Origin of the sequence: Mariniflexile sp. TRM1-10 (genome assembly GCF_003425985.1) — a bacterium.
In the GTDB taxonomy this organism is placed as follows: domain Bacteria; phylum Bacteroidota; class Bacteroidia; order Flavobacteriales; family Flavobacteriaceae; genus Mariniflexile.
The window spans coordinates 814469-833003 of sequence record NZ_CP022985.1 but is presented as its reverse complement, the minus strand read 5'-3'; the positions used below and the strand labels follow the sequence as shown (position 1 = coordinate 833003).

The following is an 18535-nucleotide window of genomic DNA, read 5'->3' as shown; positions in this document are numbered from 1 at the left end:
AGCGTCTTTTCTTGTGATTCTTTAATACTATTTTTAATGAATGATTCTAAGAATTAAAAGGATTATCATCAAGTTTATGAAACTCTTTCATTTATTACAATTTTTTATAAGCTGTTACCTTAATCTCAACAACCAAATCGGGATGCGGTAATTGGTGTACTGCTACTGTTGTCCTGGTCGGTCCTGTTTCTTTGCTAAAAAAATCGGCATAGACTTTATTATACCCAGCAAAATCATTCATGTTTACTAAAAAAGTGGTCACGTCTACTATATCGTTTAAAGTCGCACCTTCGTTAGCTAGAATTCTTTGGATGTTTAGCAGTACTTCGCGGGTTTGGGTTTCTATGTTTAGGTGTTTTGTTCCCATGTTGTCTATAACATCAACACCTGCAATAGAATTGTCTGGTTGGCGAGAACTGGTGCCAGAAACAAAAATAAAATCTCCTGCTCGTTTTGTGTGTGGGTACGCCCCCCGTGGTGTTACATTTTTACTCATGTTTTTTTTTTACGTTAAGGGTTACTCATTCTAAAAAAAATGACTGATTTTCGCTTCAATTAAAAAAGTTTAAACGAGTTCTATATTAATCCCGTAATTCTATCATCTTCAAGAATGGCTTCGGTTGCTTTTTTTACTTTTTCCAAAATAATTTTTAAGTCGCCATTTACATCTAATTCATTATCGGTTAGCATATTTAAAATGGCTTTGTCTTGTGCACGACCACGCAACATGGCTTCTTTGTAACCTATGTGTTCATTAAAAGTTACCAGAGAATATTTTGAAGCGTATTCATTCGGAAAATGCTTCTCCAAAGCCATTTCCAAGTTACGTTTTTTTCTAAAAATAGCATGGTTTACATGTGTTTTCATTTCGTGAAAATTATCGATGGCTAAATCTGCAATGGCATCGGTATCTTTTTTTCGAGAGGCTTCGTAGGTTTTAAAAACGGTTTCCCAATTGCCTTTATGGGTATCTAAAACTTTGTCGAATTCAACGACATCTTCAAAAGAGGCGTTCATACCTTGTCCATAAAACGGTACAATGGCATGGGCAGCATCACCCATTAGAAGGGTGTTGCCTTTGTAATGCCAAGGGGAACATTTTACTGTGCCGAGGGGTGAGGTAGGGTTTTTTAAAAAGTCTTCGACCAAGTTTGGCATCAATTCCAAAGCATCCTTAAAGTATTTGCTAAAGAATTCTAAAATACGTTTCTTGGTGGTAAGATTGTTAAAGTTGTATGCGCCTTCATCGTAGCTCAAAAAAAGTGTTACTGTAAAGCTGCCATCTAAATTAGGGAGTGCAATAAGCATAAAAGCGTCTCTTCCCCAAATGTGCAATGCATTTTTGTGGGTTTTGTAACGGCCGTTTTCGGCAGGTAAAATGCTTAATTCTTTGTAGCCGTGCGTTAAATAATCTTGCGAAAAACTGAAAAGGAATTTTTTTCCTAAATAGTAACTTTGCCGCATTATGGAACCGGCACCATCTGTGGCTATAATAATATCGGCATCTTCTATAAATTCATTTTTGGTTTCGTAGTCATGAAATAATGCCGTGGTTTTTTCGAAGTCTACCGACTTGCATTTTTTGTTGAAGTAGATGCTGACGTTTTCGTGCTTTTCGGCTTCGTCTAATAACAAGGCGTTAAGTTGGCCTCGTGAAATGGAGTTGATGTATTCGTGTTCGCGACCACTATAAGGTGCAAAAACGGTATTGCCTTCTATGTCGTGAAGCATTCTACCATTCATAGGAATGCAAAGCGCTTTTACTTTATCTTCGATACCAACCAATTTCATGGCTTTATTACCTCTGTTTGAAAATGCCAGATTTATAGAGCGCCCAGAATCCACATTTACTTTGCGTAAATCGGGACGTTTTTCATAAACCGACACATTATATCCACGTTGTCCTAAGCGTAAGGCTAAAAGTGAACCACAAAGTCCTGCGCCAATTATGAGTACGTTTTGTTGAACTTCCCCTAAACCTTTTCTAAAGGAGGGAACTTTTTTGTTCTGTTTATTCATAGAGTTTTGTTTGGTTGAGTGTAGGATTTTATTGGTTATTTAATATTATCTTTAAACGTTCCACTAAATGATACACGTCTTGAAACGAATTGTACAATGGAACAGGTGCACAACGAATCACATTGGGTTCGCGCCAATCGGAAATAGCGCCTACTTCGGTTAATTTGTTATGCAATGATTTATTGGCATTTTTTACGGCTATTGAAAGTTGACAACCACGTTCTTCAGGGTTGTTTGGTGTAATAATTCGAATGGTATCCTCTCCCAACTGCTTTAACAAAAACTCAAAATAGCCCGTAAGTTTTTTAGATTTTTGAGTCAGTTTTTCAATACCAACTTGATTAAAAATTTCTAAAGACGCTTTTATAGCTGCCATTGATAAAATTGGTGGGTTACTGAGTTGCCATCCTTCGGCACCGGGTAATTGGTCGAACGCATCGCGCATTTTAAAACGGGTTTCTTTATTGTGGCTCCACCAACCTGTAAACCGGTTGAGGTTTTTGTTATGTGCATGCCGTTCGTGCACAAAACAACCTGCAATGCTTCCTGGGCCAGCGTTTAAATATTTATAGGTACACCAAGCTGCAAAATCGGCACCCGATTCGTGTAAATTGAGTGCTACATTGCCCGCGCCATGGGCACAATCAAACCCAACCATGCATCCGTGTTTGTGACCAAGTTGTGTTATGTATTTCAAATCAAAATACTGCCCTGTATAATAATTTACAGCGCCAATTAAAATGAGTGCAATCTCGTTGCCTTGAGTTTCTAAAATCGCTTCTAAATCGTCATAATTGGCTAATTCGCTATCTTGGCACGCTTTCCAAAGAACCAATCCTTCTTTGTCATTAAAACCATGATGCCGCAATTGCGATTCTACCGCATATTTATCTGAAGGGAAAGCATCGGCTTCAATTAAAATTTTATAACGTGTTTTAGTGGGTTGGTAAAAAGACACCATCATAAAATGAAGGTTTGCCGTTAAAGTATTCATAACTACCACTTCAATGGGTTTTGCGCCAACTATTTTTGCCATGTGTTCACCTAAAGATTCGTGATAGTGTAACCATGGGTTTTTAGCTTTAAAATGGCCTTCCACTCCCAAATTTGCCCAATCTTCAAGTTCTCGGTTTATATAAGCTTTCGTTTGTTTGGGTTGTAGTCCAAGCGAATTTCCGGTCATGTAAATACAATCACTTCCATCTTTGTCTTTTGGTATGTGAAATTGATTTCTATACGAAGATAACACGTCTTTTTGATCTTGTTCTAAAGCAAAATCGAGTCCTAATTTATAGTTTGACAAGGTGTGTTGGTTTTTGGTTTCTAACAAAAATAAGAATTCTAAAGTTAGGAATGAAGTTAAGAATATGACTTAATTTACCGAAGCATTTTTTGTATATTTAATAAAAATATTTAGATATGAGCAAGATAAAAGAATATACAAACGGCGAAGTAACCATCGTTTGGGATGCTGAAAAATGCATCCATTCGGCTATTTGTGCCAAAGGATTGCCGGAGGTCTTTCAACCCAGAGAGCGTCCTTGGATAAAAATTGATGCAGCTAAAACAGAGGCTTTAATAAAACAAGTAAAAGCATGTCCTTCAGGAGCTTTGGGTTTTTATATGAACAATGAAACAGATAAAAGTGCTGAGGTTTTGGAAACTAAGGTTGAAGTGTTGGAAAATGGTCCACTTTTAGTTTACGGAACGCTTCATGTAACCCATAAAGATGGTAGAAAAGAAATTAAAAATAAAACAACGGCATTTTGCAGATGTGGTGCTTCAAATAATAAACCTTTTTGTGATGGAGCACATACCACAGGAAATTTTATTGGATAAAAAAAAGAGTTTCAAGTTAGTAACTGAAACTCTTTGAATATATAGAGACGCATAACGCGGAATATTCTTATTATATATACGCCTCAAAAATTAATTTGGATTTTTTTAAGCATTAAAAATTAATTCATTTTAACTTCAACAGCCGTAAAGTACAGTTTCCAGTTTTCTTCTGGTTTTTTATGTTCTAAAGCTATTTTTACACCATTAAAATCTTGATAATTTTCCCAAGAAGTCATCATGGTTGGTTCTTTAGCATTGCCTCTTCTAAAAATCCATTCTTTAACTATAAAATCATCACCAAAATAAAAATCATAAGCATCCCCAGGGGTGTAGCCACCTTCGTTAGGATATGTTAATGTTATTTTATTCAGTTGGGTTTTACTTATTGGAGCTTCTTCAGTAATAGGTTCAGAAATGGTAGCGCCAGAATCCCAAACTAATTGAAAAGGAGCTAATAGCCAGAATTTATCATTGATGAAGCTTTTATCTGCTTTTAAAGATATACTGTCAACAGATTTTCTGTTATAAGAAATCGTGTCTTTCCCGGAAATTAAGGTCACATCACCAGTTTTGGGCTTCCAAGACCATGAGCGTTCAAAATGGGTGGTGTCTTTATCAACATTAAATGTAAAGTTTATTTGGGCTACGTTCTTCCAGTTTTCAAACCCATTGGCTTTGGCAATTTTTTCAGATATTGAAACTTCTTTTTCAGCGACTTTAGTTTCTTGCTTATGTTTGCAAGAAACACTTGTAATCAAAATAATAAGTAAGATTATTGATTTCTTCATGACTAAGATTTTTAGTAAAGATAAAAAACAAGTAAGTTAACAGGAATAACTTAATGTGTATCTTTTATTAGTTGAGGAAATTTAGCTTTGAATTTGTTTAATCGTGGAACAGAAACATTTTGAATATAGCTATTATTTGGATGAAGACGCTCGTAGTTTTGATGGTACGCTTCGGCTACCCAAAATTTTTGAAACGGATATACTTCGGCAGCAATGGTGGTATCTAATTTTTTAGCAAGTGCGTCTTTCTTTTTAAGAATGATTTGTTTTTGCTCCTCATTTTGATAAAAAATGATAGAACGGTATTGTGAACCACGGTCGTTACCTTGTCCGTTTACTTGTGTTGGGTCTTGTGAGCCAAAATAAATATCAACTAAGGTTTCAAAACTTACAATTTTTGGGTCATAGATAACTTCAACGGCTTCAGCATGTCCTGTTTTACCCGTATTGCTAGTCTCATAAGTCGGGTTTTTAGTGTGGCCACCAGAATAACCACTGATTACTTCGTTTACACCTTTTACGCTTTCATAAATCGCTTCAACACACCAAAAACAACCACTAGCAAAATAAGCTTTGGCTTTTTCGTTCTTTATAGGTACTTCTATTGGGGTTGCATTAACAATAGCTTTTTGGTTTTTGTTTGCTTGTGCGTTGTTTTGGCAGCTAAACAATATTACAGTACATACCGCTAGAATTATATTTTTCATCTATTTATTGTTTTAATTTGATCAGATAGAACACCCTGAATAATCACCTTCGTGTGTGTGAATGCCATTTTTATGGGTGTTTCATATATATGGTATCGCCTTTATTTGTTGGTGTTTGCAACAAACAACTCGTTAATGGCGATTTCATATTTTATCCTGTTAGACGAATAAATTTCCAAGACCTTAAAAAAAATACCCAAAAACCATAAAATAAAAAAGCCTCCACGTTTGGTGAAGGCTTTAAACTATATTGTTGCAATTACTTAGCTTAATTTAGCAAATAATTTTTCCATTTTTTCTTTTTGTTCCTCAGCTAATTGCGCATCTACTAAAATACGACCACTATGCTCATCGGTAATAACTTTTTTACGAGCTGCAATTTCAACTTGGATTTGCGGTGGAATAGTAAAGAAAGATCCTCCAGAAGCACCTCTTTCAATAGGTACAACTGCTAAGCCATTTTTTACATTTTTACGAATTCTGTTGTAAGCAGCAACCAAACGCTCTTCAATTTGCTCTTGGTATTCTTTAGATTTTCCAATTAAAGCCTGTTCTTCTTTTTCAGTTTCTGCTAAAATAGCGTCTAATTCACCTTTTTTGTGCTTTAAGTGATTTTCACGCTCTTTTAAACGATCTTTAGTTTCAGAAATAACAACTTTTTTCTGCTCTATTTGGGCTTTAAATTCTTTAATGTGTTTTTCGGCTAATTCAATTTCCAATTCTTGAAATTCAACTTCCTTTGTTAAAGAATTAAATTCTCTGTTATTTCTAACATTTTTTTGTTGCTCGCTATATTTTTTAATCAAAGATTTAGACTCTTCAATTTGATTCTTTTTAGAAACGATATCATTATCTACTACTTCTAAACTTGAAACTAATTTTTCTAATCTAGTGGTTAGTCCAGCAACTTCATCTTCTAAATCGCGTACTTCTAATGGAAGTTCTCCACGAACATTTCTTATTTCGTCTATACGAGAATCGATAAGTTGTAAATCGTATAACGCTCTTAAACGCTCTTCAACAGTTAATTCTTTAGTTTTGGCCATACTTTAAAAATACTTAACAGGATTTGTATTTGTCTTTGATAAAATGATTGCAAAATTAGTAATTTTTTTTGTAAGATATGCTACTAAAAGATTTTTTGTGAATTGCTCACTTTCATAATGTCCAACATCGGCTAAAAGAATGCTGTTTTCGGCAGTAAAAAAGTCGTGATATTTTAGGTCGGCAGTTATAAAAGCGTCAGCACCAGCGGCTTTAGCGGCTTCTATGGCAAAACTGCCAGAGCCACCCAATACAGCAATTTTTTTTATTTTTTTATTTAAAAATGATGAATGCCTAATGCATTTGGTGTTCATTTTATCTTTTAAAAAGGATAAAAACTCTAATTCTTCCATAGAATCATCTAATTCACCAATCATTCCCATGCCAATTTGCTGATTTTTATTCTCTAAAGTGGTTACCTCGTAGGCTACTTCTTCATAGGAATGGGCCTTAAATAAAGTTTGAATTATTTGAGATTCTAAATGCTTAGGAAATGTGATGGAAATTTTTGTTTCAGCTTCTGTATGTAAACTGCCTTTGTTGCCTTTTGTGGGGTTGGTGTTTTCATTGCCTTTAAAAGTGCCGTAGCCTTCTACGTTAAAACTACAGTTAGAATAATTGCCAATTGCACCTGCGCCAGTACTAAATAAAGCCGTTCTAAGTTGTTCTGCTTCATTCTTTGGGACGTAAGTGGTTAATCTTTTGATGGTTTCGTTTTGCGGAATAAGGATGTGTTTGTTTGTTAGTCCTAATATGTTGCAAATCATGTCGTTCACACCTTGTATGGTATTGTCTAAAGCGGTATGTATGCTGTAAATGGCAATGTCGTGCTTTATGGCTTTCATAACCACACGTTCTACATAGCTTTTGCCCGTTAATTTTTTTAGGCCTTTAAAAATAATGGGGTGGAAGCTTACAATAAGGTTGCACTTTTCGTTGATGGCTTCATCTACAACAGCTTCAAGTGTATCTAAAGTAACCAGAACACCTGTTACTTTTGCGTTTTTGTTGCCAACTAAAAGCCCTACGTTGTCAAAATCTTCGGCGTAAGCTAAAGGTGCTAATTCTTCTAAATGATTAATGACGTCTTGAACAATCATGAATAAATTTGTTTGTATCAAAGATAAAATATTATTTTCGCTAAGATGAAACATCTCTAACTATAAATTTGGTAGCGTATAAGATTTATTATATTAGATGTTGTATTTGGCCTTTGAAAAGGAATAAATATATAAACAGATGAAACACCTATGAGAACTACATTCACATACGGAGATAATTATAAAGCGTATTCCATCTGACAATTAAAAACAAATGGATAAAAACTGATGAAATTAATTAGAAATATATCGTTTCCTTTTGTGCCTGTATATTATGCGATAACCAGTTTAAGAAATAGGTTGTATGATTTGGGCATAAAAAAATCGATTTCATATAGTTTTCCTGTGATATGTGTTGGGAATTTAAGCGTTGGTGGAACGGGAAAAACACCCATGATTGAATATTTAATTGATTTGTTGAAGGATGATTGTAAAGTTGCTACGTTAAGCAGAGGTTATAAACGAAGGACAAAAGGGTTTCAATTAGCAAATGAATTTTCTACTGCAGAATCTATTGGAGACGAGCCATTTCAATTTTATAATAAGTTCAAAAATGATATTCTTGTGGCTGTTGATGCCGATAGAGCTCATGGTATTAAACAATTAAAACAACTTGATAATGCACCAAAGGTTATTTTATTAGATGATGCCTTTCAACATAGAAAAGTAAAAGCGGGGTTGAATATTTTGCTTACTACTTATAGCAATCCGTATTTTTCTGATTATGTTTTGCCAACAGGTAATTTACGGGAGCCTCGAAGTGGTGCAAAGCGAGCAGACATTATTGTGGTTACCAAATGCCCTGATAATTTTAGCAGCGAAGCACAAAGTGATTTTTTAAAGAAGATAGCTCCAGAAGTGTATCAGCAAGTTTTTTTTAGTTCAATAAACTATTCAAACGATATTATTTCATCAGCAAGCAAAAAAAGTTTGGATGTTGTAACTAATTTTACTTTGGTAACTGGTATAGCGAATGCAAATCCGCTGGTCGAATTTTTAAATAAAAAAGGGTTGCAATTCGAGCATTTAAACTTTAAAGACCACTATGAGTTTACGCAACAGGATATTTTAGCTTTAGAGAAAAAAGAGCTTATTTTAACTACCGAAAAGGACTTTATGCGATTAAAACAACATGAAACTTTAAAAGACAAATTGTTTTATTTGCCCATTACTGTTACAATAAGCAACGCGCCTATTTTAAATAAGCTTATAAAAGATTTTGCTACTTGTTAAGTTGTTGTAGAACTGTTGCTTTTTGAAGCCAATGCATTGTAAAGTTTTTTCTCAAACTCTTCTTGTTTAAATGGTTTTGGAATAATATCTGTAAAACCAGCTTCTTCAAATTCGTGCATTTTATCTTCAATGGTAACAGCGGTTAAGGCAAAAATGATTTGTTCTTTGTCGAACGATCGCACAATTTTTGTAGCTTCAATACCGCTAATACCAGGCATGTGTATATCCATTAACACAATATCGTATTTATTGGTTTTAATCATATCAACGGCATCTTCACCATTATCTACAATATCGCATTTAAGAGACATCTTGGTTAAAATCTTTTTGGTAATCATTTGGTTGATTTTGTTATCTTCAACCACCAGGATCTTAACATTTGTTAAATCTAAATCACTGGTATTACCACTAAAATATTTTGCTTTGGTTTCTTTGGCTTCTTCAATAGAGGTGTATTCTAAAGGGATTTCAAAATAGAATGTTGTGCCTTTTTCAAGCTCACTTTTTACATATATTTTTCCTTTCAAAATATCTATTAAGCCTTTTACTATGGAAAGTCCTAAGCCTGTACCTCCATATTTTCTGTTGATTTGAATAGAGCCTTGAGAAAAACTTTCAAACATATTGTCTTGTTTTTCTTGGCTTATACCAATACCATTATCTTCAACTTCAAAACGTAAGGTGTAAGTTTTGCCTTTCTCGCCAATTTTGTAAATTCTAATCCAGATATCACCGTCTTTGGTAAACTTGATGGAGTTTCCTATTAAATTGATAAGTATTTGAGATATTTTTAGTTGGTCGGCTATAAAGTTTTCCGGTAAATTTTTGTCATATTCAAAATGAATATTAACGTTATTATCTTGTGCCGAATTATTTAAGGCTAAAATGATATTGTTTATTTTCTTTTTTAGATTGAACGGTTCCGGCTCAACGTCTACCTTATTGGCTTCAATTTTATTAATCTGAAGAATATCGTTAATAAAGGTCAGTAAGTAATCACCCGAAAATTTTAGCGATTTTAAATGCTGAACTTGTTCTGGTTTGGGGTTTTCTTCTAGTAACATATTGCTTAATCCAGTTACGGCATATAGCGGTGTTCTTAACTCATGCGTTACAGTAGATAGAAAGTTTGCTTTGGTTTTTGATGCTAATTCTGCTTTTTCTTTGGCAATAATAAGCTCTCCATTTTTTTTATGAAGCATATTATTTGTTTTTAGCCTGATGTTGTTGTTCTTGTAAAGCGACAGCGTTAATAAAGATAAGATGGTAATTAAGGCAACACTTAAAATTGAAATGAGGGTGCTTAAACTATTATCGTCTTCCGCTTTCTCTAATTTTTGAAACATTTCGTTGTTTTTCTCTAGAGCATCATTTAAAAGATATTGTGTTTCTTGATCTTTTGAAGAATTTGTGCGTTTTAAATTAGTTAAGGAATCTGAAAGATTAACATAGGCACTTAAATAATCTCTTGACGATTTATAATCCTGTATGTCATTATAAATCTCGCTTAAAGCCAAATAGCCATTATTAAGAATGCTTGTAAAATTATTATTGGCTGCAAGTTTAACACCTTCAAGAGCATAGGTTAATGCCTTTTCGTTGTTGTTTAACTTGTTATGAACTAAACTATGGGAAATTAAAGCTTCACTTTGTGTTTTTAATAAATCGTCTTTTTTGGCTAATGCTAAAGATTGTTCTATAATATCTCTGGCTTTTTTATAGTTTTTTAACTTGAAATATGCTTTACCTTCACATAAAAGAACATCTGCTAGTTCTGCGTTTAATGCTTCTTCTTCAAACTTTGACTTTGCAGATCGGTAGTAATCTAAAGCTTGGTTGTAATCTTTTTTTGCAACATAAACATCGCCAAATATTTTATAAGAATTCCCTAGGTTTGTGTTGTCGTTTATAAGACGTTGAACTTCGATGGCTTTTGTAAGCGATTTTATAGCCTTATCACTTTCATCTATACTCAGTTGAAGCCTGCCTTTAATGGCGTAAATAATACCAATACTTTTTTTGTTGTCAGACTGTTTGGCTAAGATTAAAGCCTCATCAAGATTTTGTTGTGCTTTAAAGTAGTTGAAATCATCCAACTCGGTTTTAGATTGCGAAATGTGGTAGTTAATGCTGTTTTGGAGCAACTCGGGATCATCACTTATATTTTTTTGCGATGAAACCGTCATGCTTAAAAGCATTAATGCAATATAAATGTAGTTTTTAATATGGAACATTTAATTTAATATTACAGACAAATATAATTATTTTATCGATAAAGCATTCTTTTTCTTCGATAAATTACACATTAAGTCAATTATTCTTTTAGAATAGCCAGTTTCGTTATCGTACCAACCTATTATTTTTACCATATTTCCTATAACCGACGTCATATCGGAGTCGAAAATACAGGAATGTGTATTACCAACAATGTCAATAGAAACGATAGGATCTTCTGTGTATTCTATAATACCCTTATATTGATTTTCAGCTGCTTCTTTAAATGCCTTATTAATGGTTTCTATAGATACGTTCTTTTTTACATTAAAAGTGATATCGGTTAAAGAACCGTTTATAACAGGCACTCTAATGCCACAACCTCCAATAACATCAGATAGTTCAGGGAATATTTTTGTTAAGGCTTTTGCTGCTCCGGTAGTAGTAGGTACTATGGATTGACTTGCGGCACGAGACCTACGTAAATCTCTATGAGGCTGGTCGTGTAAACTTTGGTCTGTGGTATAGGAATGAACTGTGGTAATGTATGCTTGGTTGATGCCACAAAGCTTATTTATAACATCAATCATTGGCGCTGCATTGTTAGTGGTACACGAAGCGTTGGAAATAATGGTTTCTGTACCATCAATACTTTCATCGTTTACGCCCATTACAATAGTTTTAATAGCGTCTTCAATTGGCGGCACACTTAAAATAACACTTTCAGCACCGTTATTTATGTGGTTTTGTAAATCGGACTTTGTTTTGAACTTTCCGGTGGCTTCAATAACAAAATCGACATTAAAAGGTTTCCAATTAATGTCTTTGGGATGATTGTGATTTAACAGTACCACTTTTTTATTATTAACAATAATATGGGTTTGGTCATGAGAAACAACACCGTTAAAACCTCCATGAACACTATCGTACTTAAGTAAATGGCTTAATGTTCTAGCATCGGCTAAATCATTTATGGCGACAACTTGAATGTCTTTATACTCTTGAAGTAGTCTAAAAACACGCCTACCTATTCTACCAAATCCATTGATAGCTATATTAATCATAACTAATTAATGTGTTTTTGAGCTTTATAAGAAGAACGCACTAGCGCACTACTTTCTACATGGCGAAAGCCTAATTCTAAACCAATTTCTTCGTATTCTTTAAATTGATCTGGATTGATAAATTGTTTTACAGGCAAATGTTTTTTACTTGGTTGCAGGTATTGTCCAATAGTAACCACATCTACATCATTCGCTTTTAAATCGTGAAGCGTTTGGATAACTTCTTCGCGGGTTTCACCCAAACCAAGCATAATGCCCGATTTTGTGCGTCGTTGCCCTTGTTGCTTTAGATATTTTAAAACCCCCATACTTCTATCATATTGCGCTTGAATACGTACTTCACGGGTTAGGCGCCTAACGGTTTCTATATTGTGGGATACCACTTCTGGAGCGACATCAATAATTCTATCAATATGTTGTTCAATGCCTTGAAAATCAGGGATAAGTGTTTCTAAAGTGGTTTCGGGATTCATTCTTCTTACGGCTTTCACAGTTTCAGACCACATAATACTTCCCATGTCTTTTAAATCGTCTCTATCAACACTAGTTAAAACGGCGTGTTTGATATTCATGATTTTTATAGAACGCGCTACTTTTTCGGGTTCATCCCAATCTACAGTTTCTGGTCTGCCAGTTTTTACACCACAAAAGCCACAAGAACGGGTACAAACGTTTCCTAAAATCATAAAGGTTGCGGTACCTTCGCCCCAACATTCACCCATATTTGGGCAACTACCGGAGGTGCAAATGGTGTTTAGTTTGTATTTATCTACTAATCCCCTTAGTTCGGTGTATTTTTTTCCTGTTGGAAGCTTTACACGTAACCATTTGGGTTTAGCTTGACGTTCTTCCGGTAAAATATTTGAAACGGTTTCTGAATCCATGTCTTTAAAAATAAAGCACAAAGATACAAAGTATTCTTTTAAAAGTATCTTATAAAGATATGAGATACCATACACTAAATCCTATTAAAAAAGCAATACCCAATAAACTTAATAGGTGTAGTTTTTTTGATGGATGCCATTCTTTTGGTGTGTGTTTGCTGGAAATCAAGATATAATTTATGATGGCATAAAAGGGCGCGGTAATGAACGATAAAATGGTTGCTATCTTAATTAATAAACCCATTTCGGAAGCGAAAAACAGAAAAACGAATACCGTTCCTATGGATAATAAAGCAATCCAAAATGTGTAATTAAACTTTGAGGATTTTTCAAATAGCAAGGTGGTTGTTTTTGCCATGGCTCTTGGCGACGCATCCAAAGTTGTTAAAGTAGTGCTAAACATGGTTGTAAAAGCAGCTATACCAATGATTACATATGCCCAATTACCAAGACTTCGTGTATACATGTTTATTAGCTGACCAGAAAATATACTTGCTGAATTGCTAAAGGTTTCTCCGCTGTGGTACATGACTAAGGTTCCTAAAAGTAGAAATCCAATGCCTATAAGTATGGTGCCTAAATAACCAATATTAAAATCAAATAAAGCCGATTTAGGTGAATATTGTTTGGTTTCCTCATTTTTTTCAATAGCCCAAATCGATTGCCATACCGAAACATCCAGAGGTGCGGGCATCCACCCCATAAAAGCTATAAGAAACCCTATTTCTATGGTGTTTGTGGGCAATATCTGTTGAAAAGAAAGGGGGGCGTTGTTATTTAATAATGCGATGCTTACCGCTAAAATAGTACTAATGGTTAAAGTAATGATGATGACTTTCATTAACCTGTCTAAAAGTTTGTACTTACCAAGCGTTAAAATAATTAAACAAATAAAAAGTATGATAACGGTCCATATTTCAATGCTGTTTATTGTTTTGTTTCCAATAGAAAAAGCTTCAAAATCACCAAAAAGACTAGAGGCTAAACCGGCTGTTACAATGGTTACTGCAGTTTGTATGGTAAACATGGTGGCTAAATTAAGAATGTAATAAATTACCAAAACACTTTTTCCTAATTTATTATACCCATCTAATAAGCTTTCACCAGTTGCAGTTGCGTAACGCGGGCCAAATTGAAAAAACGGGTATTTACATACGTTCACTAAAAGTAATGCCCATAATAGACCTAAGCCAAAATCGGCACCAGCACGTGTTGATTGTACTAAGTGCGAAACGCCAATGGCTGCACCAGCAAACAATAGACCAGGACCAAGGTTTTTAAGTTTAGTAATCATCTATTTTTCCTGAATAATTTCAGACAATAATTTTTTAGCACGCAACAACTTCACTTTTACATTATTTATGGGTTCTTTAAGCTGGATTGAAATTTCTTTATAACTCAGCTCTTGAAAGTAACGTAAGTTTATAATTTCTTGATAATGTGGTTTTAATTTTTTTATGTCGCGTAGTAATTTTGCTAAATGCTGCTCGGTTATCAGTTCATCTTCGGGAGAAGGGGATTCATCTAAAATTTGATATACCGATTTGTCATCATTAGATATAATCTGGGAAATAGAGTTTTTTTCCTTCCGTAATAAATCTATATGAATGTTTTTTGAAATGGTAATTAGCCAAGTTTTAAACTTAAAACTGCTGTTGTAGGTTTCAATTCTATCAAAGGCTTTAGAAAATGTTTGAATGGTGATATCTTCGGCATCATTTTCATTTTGAACACGCTTTAATTGAAAACCATACACATCATCCCAAAAGGTATCCAATAAAAAATTAAATGCTTTTTGGTCGTTTTCCTTGGCACGTTTAATGGCTTCGTTTACTTCCAATGATTAGGTTTTGAGATAAGATTATTTATAAAGATAGTTAATTGTGTTATAATTAAAAAAACTTCTAAAAAAGGAAGCATAATTATTAGGTCTTGCTCTTCCAACTTTTTTGCCGACATGCCAAACATAGTGTATTGTAGAGTAAGTTTTATTAAAATAAGGCCAATTACAATTTGCCACTTAAATAGAGCAATAAGAAGAATGGGGGCAAGAACCCAAAAAAGTAATTGTGAAATGTAAAGTAACGCCAATAAAATTTTATGACTTAATTTGTAAAATTTTGCAGTAGAAATATGTCTTCTTTTTTGTTTTATCCAGTCGCTAAAGGTTGTTTTGGGTAATGATTGGGTAAAGCTATTTGCAGATAAACAGATGGCTGTATTGCTTTTGGTTGCGATTTGGTTTATAAATAAATCATCGTCGCCCGAACGCAGTTTTATGTGATTAATAAAACCATTCGCATTAAAAAACTCCTTTCTTGCATAGGCTAAATTACGGCCAACACCCATATACGGAATACCTGCTTTTGCAAACGAAAAATACTGAACCGCCGTAACTAAAGTTTCAAAACGGATAAGTTTGTTTAAAAATGATTTTTTAATTTTGGAATAAGCTCCATAGCCTAAAACAATGGTTTGTTCGTCATTAAAATGTGTACACATATCGTGTATCCAATATTTTGAAAGGGGTTTGCAATCGGCATCGGTAAACAGAAGATGATCGTTTTTCGATGCTTTAATACCAAGTGTTAATGCATATTTTTTATTTCCCCAGAAGGCTTCAATATTTTTAACATCAACAATTTTTATGTTACTATGGTTAGCTGCAAAAGCTTCTATAACCTCAAGTGTATCATCTGTAGAAGCATCGTTAATTAAAACAATTTCAAAATCTGGGTAACTTTGGGAAATAACAGAAGGCAAAAAGTTTTGAAGATTTTTGGCTTCGTTTTTAGCACAGATAATTACCGATACAGGGATTTTTTTTGTTGGTTCCTTTTTAGGTTTTATAAAGGCAAACTTTGAGAAGAAAAACACATAATAAACAACTTGAATAGCAACTACAGCGATAAAGCCATAATAAACAAAATCAATAAAATTCATAAAAGATTATGAATGTTGAGGTTCGTTGCAATCGCTAAATTGGTCTGGAGTTTTTCCACAAAAACCACAGCTTTCCCCATCTTTATTAAGCATGGGGTTTTGGCTTGCACATGTACCAGCAAATTTGCCGTCTTTTTTAGCCCAAATTTTTATGGCAATTCCTGCAATTCCTAATCCTAATAAAACGATTGTTATTAAAAGAAGTTTCATCTGTCTATATAATTTACTGCAAAGATAAAGCATTTAACTAATAATTTCTAAAAGTTTGTTGAATGAAAACTTGATTGTGACAATTCTGCTTTTTTGTGTGTTGGGTATTGAACTTGTTTAAGCTTTTCATTATTGACTAAAAAAATGCCCTTTTGCACTTGCTTTTAGTCTTTTTATTCCTTCCGTAGCCCTGCTATGCAACTCAAAAAAGCCTTCAACCTAATACTAAATGACCGATTTTAGCTTCAATTAAAAAAGTTTGAACAAGTTCTTTAAATAATTTACTACATTTAATCATTTAACTTTTAAATATTAACTTATGAAAAAATTATTTGCTGAATTTTTTGGAACCTTTTGGCTGGTTTTTGGCGGTTGCGGAAGTGCTATTTTTGCTTCTCAAATTGCGCCATCCGATAGTGGACAAATTGGAATTTTATTAATAGGCGTTTCTTTAGCCTTTGGACTTACTGTTTTAACTATGGCCTATGCTGTGGGGCATATTTCTGGTGGACATTTTAATCCAGCGGTTACTTTAGGGTTGTTGGCAGGAGGCAAACATTCAATAAAAGAAGTCATACCTTATATAATTGCCCAATGTATTGGAGCTATTGGAGCAGCTGGTGCTTTGTATATAATAAATAGTGGCACAGGAGGTAACGATTATGGCGCTTTTGCAACTAATTTTTACGACCATGCCGTATATTTTGATAAAAGCTATAGTATGAATGCAGCGTTTTTAACCGAATTTTTACTAACCATGTTTTTCCTTATAATTATTATGGGGGCAACAGATAAATTGGCTAACGGAAAATTTGCAGGAATTGCTATTGGTTTGGGGTTAACGCTTATACATTTAATTTCTATTCCTATTACAAATACCTCGGTAAACCCTGCTAGATCGCTTTCGCAAGCAATTTTTGTAGGTGGACCAGCAATTTCCCAATTATGGTTGTTTTGGGTGGCGCCTATTTTAGGAGCGGTAGCTGGAGGGATAATCTATAAATTTTTGCTTCAAACAAATTTAAAGGAAGCCTAAAGTCATTATAGCTACCATCTAAAAGCATAAAAAAGCCTCATTTTTGAATGTCAAATGAGGCTTTTTCTTAATGGGTTTTATATTATTATAACTATTGTAAATCTATTTCGGCGACGGTATTGTCTAACGATGCAACGGTATTACCACCCTTTGGTTCTATGGTAATATTTAAGCCCAAAGCATTTTCGGTATATGGAATTTTTTTAAGTTGCCTGTCTGCATCTGTTAAAATACCTAAGCTAACCATTTTCCCTTGTAGCTCTGCCCAAATTTGGTAGCATTGCTCTTCTGGTAATTGAGGTAATGATACCACATCTATCATCGATGTTTTATCTTTAGGATTTATATAAGCCACCGTTTTTAGGTTTTTTGCACGACCGTTACCTTGCATGATGTATTTATAGGTGTCGGGATCATTAAGCTCCATAAATTGTTGCATAATGTTGTCTAACTTTTTGTTGTTTGCATCAATATCGCTACGCAAGTCGAAAATTTCATCAACCACTATTTGGTTTTCTTCGGCTAACTTTTCGTTTTTTAAATGCAAGAAATAAGAATTTCCTGCAAATATTAAAGCAGCTATACTGGCAGCAACACTAAATTTGTACCATAACTTTTGTCTAGTCGTAGCATTCATCTTTACAATTGGTGCTTCATCAAGTTCATCTAAAATATTATTTAAGATGCTTTTAGGGGCTTCAATAGCATTACTTTTTGCAACTATTTCTAGATTGTGTTGTAATGTATTGTAAGCATTCTGTACTTCTGGATATTTTGAAATATAAGACTCAACCGTTTCTGTTTCGGCAGAGGTCGTATTGTCCAATAGGTATTTTTCTAATAGACCAGAATTTAAAAAAGTAATTATTTTCGCATTCATGACTGGTTTAATTAAGGACTGTAAATTTTTTTCAATTCGCGCAATCCAATTTTTAATCTCGATTTTATAGTACCCAGCGGAATGTCTAGTTCTTCGCTGGCTTCTTGTTGGGTCATGCCCTCAAAAAAGAGTGCATTTATTACTATTTGATATTTTTCGTCCAAACTATTCAGGTGTTTTTGCATGTCCATGACATCCTGATTTAATTCGTCTGCTGATATCTTATATACGTTGGAATTTTCTATTTGGACTTCTTTACCGTCTTTGTTTTTTTGCGATCTCACTTTATCTATAGCAGTATTATAGGCTATTCGGTAAAGCCAAGTAAAGAGTTTTGCTTTACTGGAATCGTATTTTTTTGAGTACCGCCATATTTTTACGAAACTTTCTTGAAGCACATCTTGCGCTGTATCGTCGTCTGCTATAATTTTTTTTATAACACCATATAAGGCATCTGCATAGTTTTCATACAGTATGGTAATGGCTTTTTTGTCACCACGTTCCAACAGGCTAACTATTTCTTTTTCTATGGATGAGATCAAGGTAAATTCAATTTAAATATTGTCAAAGTTAG

At 34.0% G+C, this 18535-nt stretch carries 19 protein-coding genes; 3 read left to right on the top strand and 16 right to left on the bottom strand.

Annotation, left to right across the window (positions count from 1 at the left end):
- Positions 1-94: 94 nt before the first annotated feature.
- From CJ739_RS03835 to kynU, 3 genes are all read right to left on the bottom strand, one after another.
- Positions 95-496: a RidA family protein gene (locus CJ739_RS03835; RefSeq protein WP_117172722.1), complete on the bottom strand. Its 402-nt coding sequence runs from the start codon at positions 494-496 to the stop codon at positions 95-97.
- 80 nt (positions 497-576) lie between these two features.
- The gene (locus tag CJ739_RS03830; protein WP_117172721.1) at positions 577-2019 is read right to left on the bottom strand and encodes an FAD-dependent oxidoreductase; all 1443 of its coding nucleotides are present in this window, start codon (positions 2017-2019) and stop codon (positions 577-579) included.
- A gap of 28 nt (positions 2020-2047) precedes the next feature.
- On the bottom strand, positions 2048-3322 hold the full coding sequence (gene kynU, locus CJ739_RS03825; RefSeq protein ID WP_117178709.1) for a kynureninase: 1275 nt from the start codon (positions 3320-3322) through the stop codon (positions 2048-2050).
- Between the two features lie 116 nt (positions 3323-3438).
- Here kynU and CJ739_RS03820 point away from each other — a divergent pair, with 116 nt between their 5' ends.
- A complete protein-coding gene (locus CJ739_RS03820; protein ID WP_117172720.1) occupies positions 3439-3858 on the top strand; it encodes a (4Fe-4S)-binding protein in 420 nt (139 codons plus the stop codon).
- Between the two features lie 119 nt (positions 3859-3977).
- Here CJ739_RS03820 and CJ739_RS03815 read toward each other — a convergent pair whose 3' ends face one another.
- From CJ739_RS03815 to CJ739_RS03800, 4 genes are all read right to left on the bottom strand, one after another.
- The gene (locus CJ739_RS03815) at positions 3978-4646 is read right to left on the bottom strand and encodes a hypothetical protein (RefSeq protein WP_117172719.1); all 669 of its coding nucleotides are present in this window, start codon (positions 4644-4646) and stop codon (positions 3978-3980) included.
- Positions 4647-4696: 50 nt separating this feature from the next.
- Positions 4697-5353: a peptide-methionine (S)-S-oxide reductase MsrA gene (msrA, locus tag CJ739_RS03810; RefSeq protein WP_117172718.1), complete on the bottom strand. Its 657-nt coding sequence runs from the start codon at positions 5351-5353 to the stop codon at positions 4697-4699.
- Positions 5354-5616: 263 nt separating this feature from the next.
- Positions 5617-6399 (bottom strand): zinc ribbon domain-containing protein, encoded by a 783-nt coding sequence (locus CJ739_RS03805; protein WP_117172717.1) that lies wholly within the window; start codon positions 6397-6399, stop codon positions 5617-5619.
- Positions 6400-6402: 3 nt separating this feature from the next.
- Entirely contained in the window at positions 6403-7497 is a 1095-nt protein-coding gene (locus CJ739_RS03800) for a Nif3-like dinuclear metal center hexameric protein (protein WP_117178707.1), read from the bottom strand.
- Positions 7498-7725: 228 nt separating this feature from the next.
- Between CJ739_RS03800 and lpxK the strand changes: the two genes are divergently transcribed.
- On the top strand, positions 7726-8730 hold the full coding sequence (lpxK, locus tag CJ739_RS03795) for a tetraacyldisaccharide 4'-kinase (protein WP_117172716.1): 1005 nt from the start codon (positions 7726-7728) through the stop codon (positions 8728-8730).
- On the opposite strand, the gene CJ739_RS03790 is transcribed toward lpxK, so the two are convergent.
- The 7 genes from CJ739_RS03790 to CJ739_RS03760 are packed head-to-tail and all read right to left on the bottom strand — an operon-like array spanning position 8727 to position 16045.
- Positions 8727-10964 carry an ATP-binding protein gene (locus CJ739_RS03790; RefSeq protein ID WP_117172715.1) on the bottom strand — a complete coding sequence of 746 codons (2238 nt, stop codon included), beginning with the start codon at positions 10962-10964 and terminating at the stop codon, positions 8727-8729. The genes lpxK and CJ739_RS03790 overlap by 4 nt on opposite strands.
- Positions 10965-10991: 27 nt before the next feature.
- Positions 10992-12008, bottom strand: coding sequence for a type I glyceraldehyde-3-phosphate dehydrogenase (gene gap / locus CJ739_RS03785; protein ID WP_117172714.1), 1017 nt, complete (start codon positions 12006-12008; stop codon positions 10992-10994).
- Positions 12009-12010: 2 nt separating this feature from the next.
- The gene (gene lipA, locus CJ739_RS03780) at positions 12011-12892 is read right to left on the bottom strand and encodes a lipoyl synthase (protein WP_117172713.1); all 882 of its coding nucleotides are present in this window, start codon (positions 12890-12892) and stop codon (positions 12011-12013) included.
- Between the two features lie 49 nt (positions 12893-12941).
- Positions 12942-14186 (bottom strand): Nramp family divalent metal transporter, encoded by a 1245-nt coding sequence (locus CJ739_RS03775; RefSeq protein ID WP_117172712.1) that lies wholly within the window; start codon positions 14184-14186, stop codon positions 12942-12944.
- Positions 14187-14732: an RNA polymerase sigma factor gene (locus CJ739_RS03770; RefSeq protein ID WP_117172711.1), complete on the bottom strand. Its 546-nt coding sequence runs from the start codon at positions 14730-14732 to the stop codon at positions 14187-14189.
- Positions 14723-15835 (bottom strand): glycosyltransferase, encoded by a 1113-nt coding sequence (locus CJ739_RS03765; protein ID WP_117172710.1) that lies wholly within the window; start codon positions 15833-15835, stop codon positions 14723-14725. The genes CJ739_RS03770 and CJ739_RS03765 overlap by 10 nt, the downstream gene beginning before the upstream one ends.
- A gap of 6 nt (positions 15836-15841) precedes the next feature.
- Positions 15842-16045, bottom strand: a complete 204-nt coding sequence (locus CJ739_RS03760) for a membrane or secreted protein (RefSeq protein WP_117172709.1) — start codon at positions 16043-16045, stop codon at positions 15842-15844.
- Positions 16046-16364: 319 nt separating this feature from the next.
- On the opposite strand from CJ739_RS03760, the gene aqpZ reads away from it, so the two are divergent.
- Positions 16365-17081 carry an aquaporin Z gene (aqpZ, locus tag CJ739_RS03755; RefSeq protein ID WP_117172708.1) on the top strand — a complete coding sequence of 239 codons (717 nt, stop codon included), beginning with the start codon at positions 16365-16367 and terminating at the stop codon, positions 17079-17081.
- A 91-nt stretch (positions 17082-17172) separates the two neighbouring features.
- On the opposite strand, the gene CJ739_RS03750 is transcribed toward aqpZ, so the two are convergent.
- Positions 17173-17961 carry an anti-sigma factor gene (locus CJ739_RS03750; protein ID WP_117172707.1) on the bottom strand — a complete coding sequence of 263 codons (789 nt, stop codon included), beginning with the start codon at positions 17959-17961 and terminating at the stop codon, positions 17173-17175.
- Between the two features lie 11 nt (positions 17962-17972).
- The gene (locus CJ739_RS03745) at positions 17973-18503 is read right to left on the bottom strand and encodes an RNA polymerase sigma factor (protein WP_117172706.1); all 531 of its coding nucleotides are present in this window, start codon (positions 18501-18503) and stop codon (positions 17973-17975) included.
- Between the last annotated feature and the right edge of the window lie 32 nt (positions 18504-18535).

Bases quoted from the DNA above. Each gene is read 5' to 3' on its own strand.
- CJ739_RS03835 (WP_117172722.1), bottom strand. From the start codon at position 496: ATGAGTAAAAATGTAACACCACGGGGGGCGTACCCACACACAAAACGA.
- CJ739_RS03830 (WP_117172721.1), bottom strand. From the start codon at position 2,019: ATGAATAAACAGAACAAAAAAGTTCCCTCCTTTAGAAAAGGTTTAGGG.
- CJ739_RS03820 (WP_117172720.1), top strand. From the start codon at position 3,439: ATGAGCAAGATAAAAGAATATACAAACGGCGAAGTAACCATCGTTTGG.
- CJ739_RS03815 (WP_117172719.1), bottom strand. From the start codon at position 4,646: ATGAAGAAATCAATAATCTTACTTATTATTTTGATTACAAGTGTTTCT.
- msrA (WP_117172718.1), bottom strand. From the start codon at position 5,353: ATGAAAAATATAATTCTAGCGGTATGTACTGTAATATTGTTTAGCTGC.
- CJ739_RS03805 (WP_117172717.1), bottom strand. From the start codon at position 6,399: ATGGCCAAAACTAAAGAATTAACTGTTGAAGAGCGTTTAAGAGCGTTA.
- CJ739_RS03800 (WP_117178707.1), bottom strand. From the start codon at position 7,497: ATGATTGTTCAAGACGTCATTAATCATTTAGAAGAATTAGCACCTTTA.
- lpxK (WP_117172716.1), top strand. From the start codon at position 7,726: ATGAAATTAATTAGAAATATATCGTTTCCTTTTGTGCCTGTATATTAT.
- CJ739_RS03790 (WP_117172715.1), bottom strand. From the start codon at position 10,964: ATGTTCCATATTAAAAACTACATTTATATTGCATTAATGCTTTTAAGC.
- gap (WP_117172714.1), bottom strand. From the start codon at position 12,008: ATGATTAATATAGCTATCAATGGATTTGGTAGAATAGGTAGGCGTGTT.
- lipA (WP_117172713.1), bottom strand. From the start codon at position 12,892: ATGGATTCAGAAACCGTTTCAAATATTTTACCGGAAGAACGTCAAGCT.
- CJ739_RS03775 (WP_117172712.1), bottom strand. From the start codon at position 14,186: ATGATTACTAAACTTAAAAACCTTGGTCCTGGTCTATTGTTTGCTGGT.
- CJ739_RS03765 (WP_117172710.1), bottom strand. From the start codon at position 15,835: ATGAATTTTATTGATTTTGTTTATTATGGCTTTATCGCTGTAGTTGCT.
- CJ739_RS03760 (WP_117172709.1), bottom strand. From the start codon at position 16,045: ATGAAACTTCTTTTAATAACAATCGTTTTATTAGGATTAGGAATTGCA.
- aqpZ (WP_117172708.1), top strand. From the start codon at position 16,365: ATGAAAAAATTATTTGCTGAATTTTTTGGAACCTTTTGGCTGGTTTTT.
- CJ739_RS03750 (WP_117172707.1), bottom strand. From the start codon at position 17,961: ATGAATGCGAAAATAATTACTTTTTTAAATTCTGGTCTATTAGAAAAA.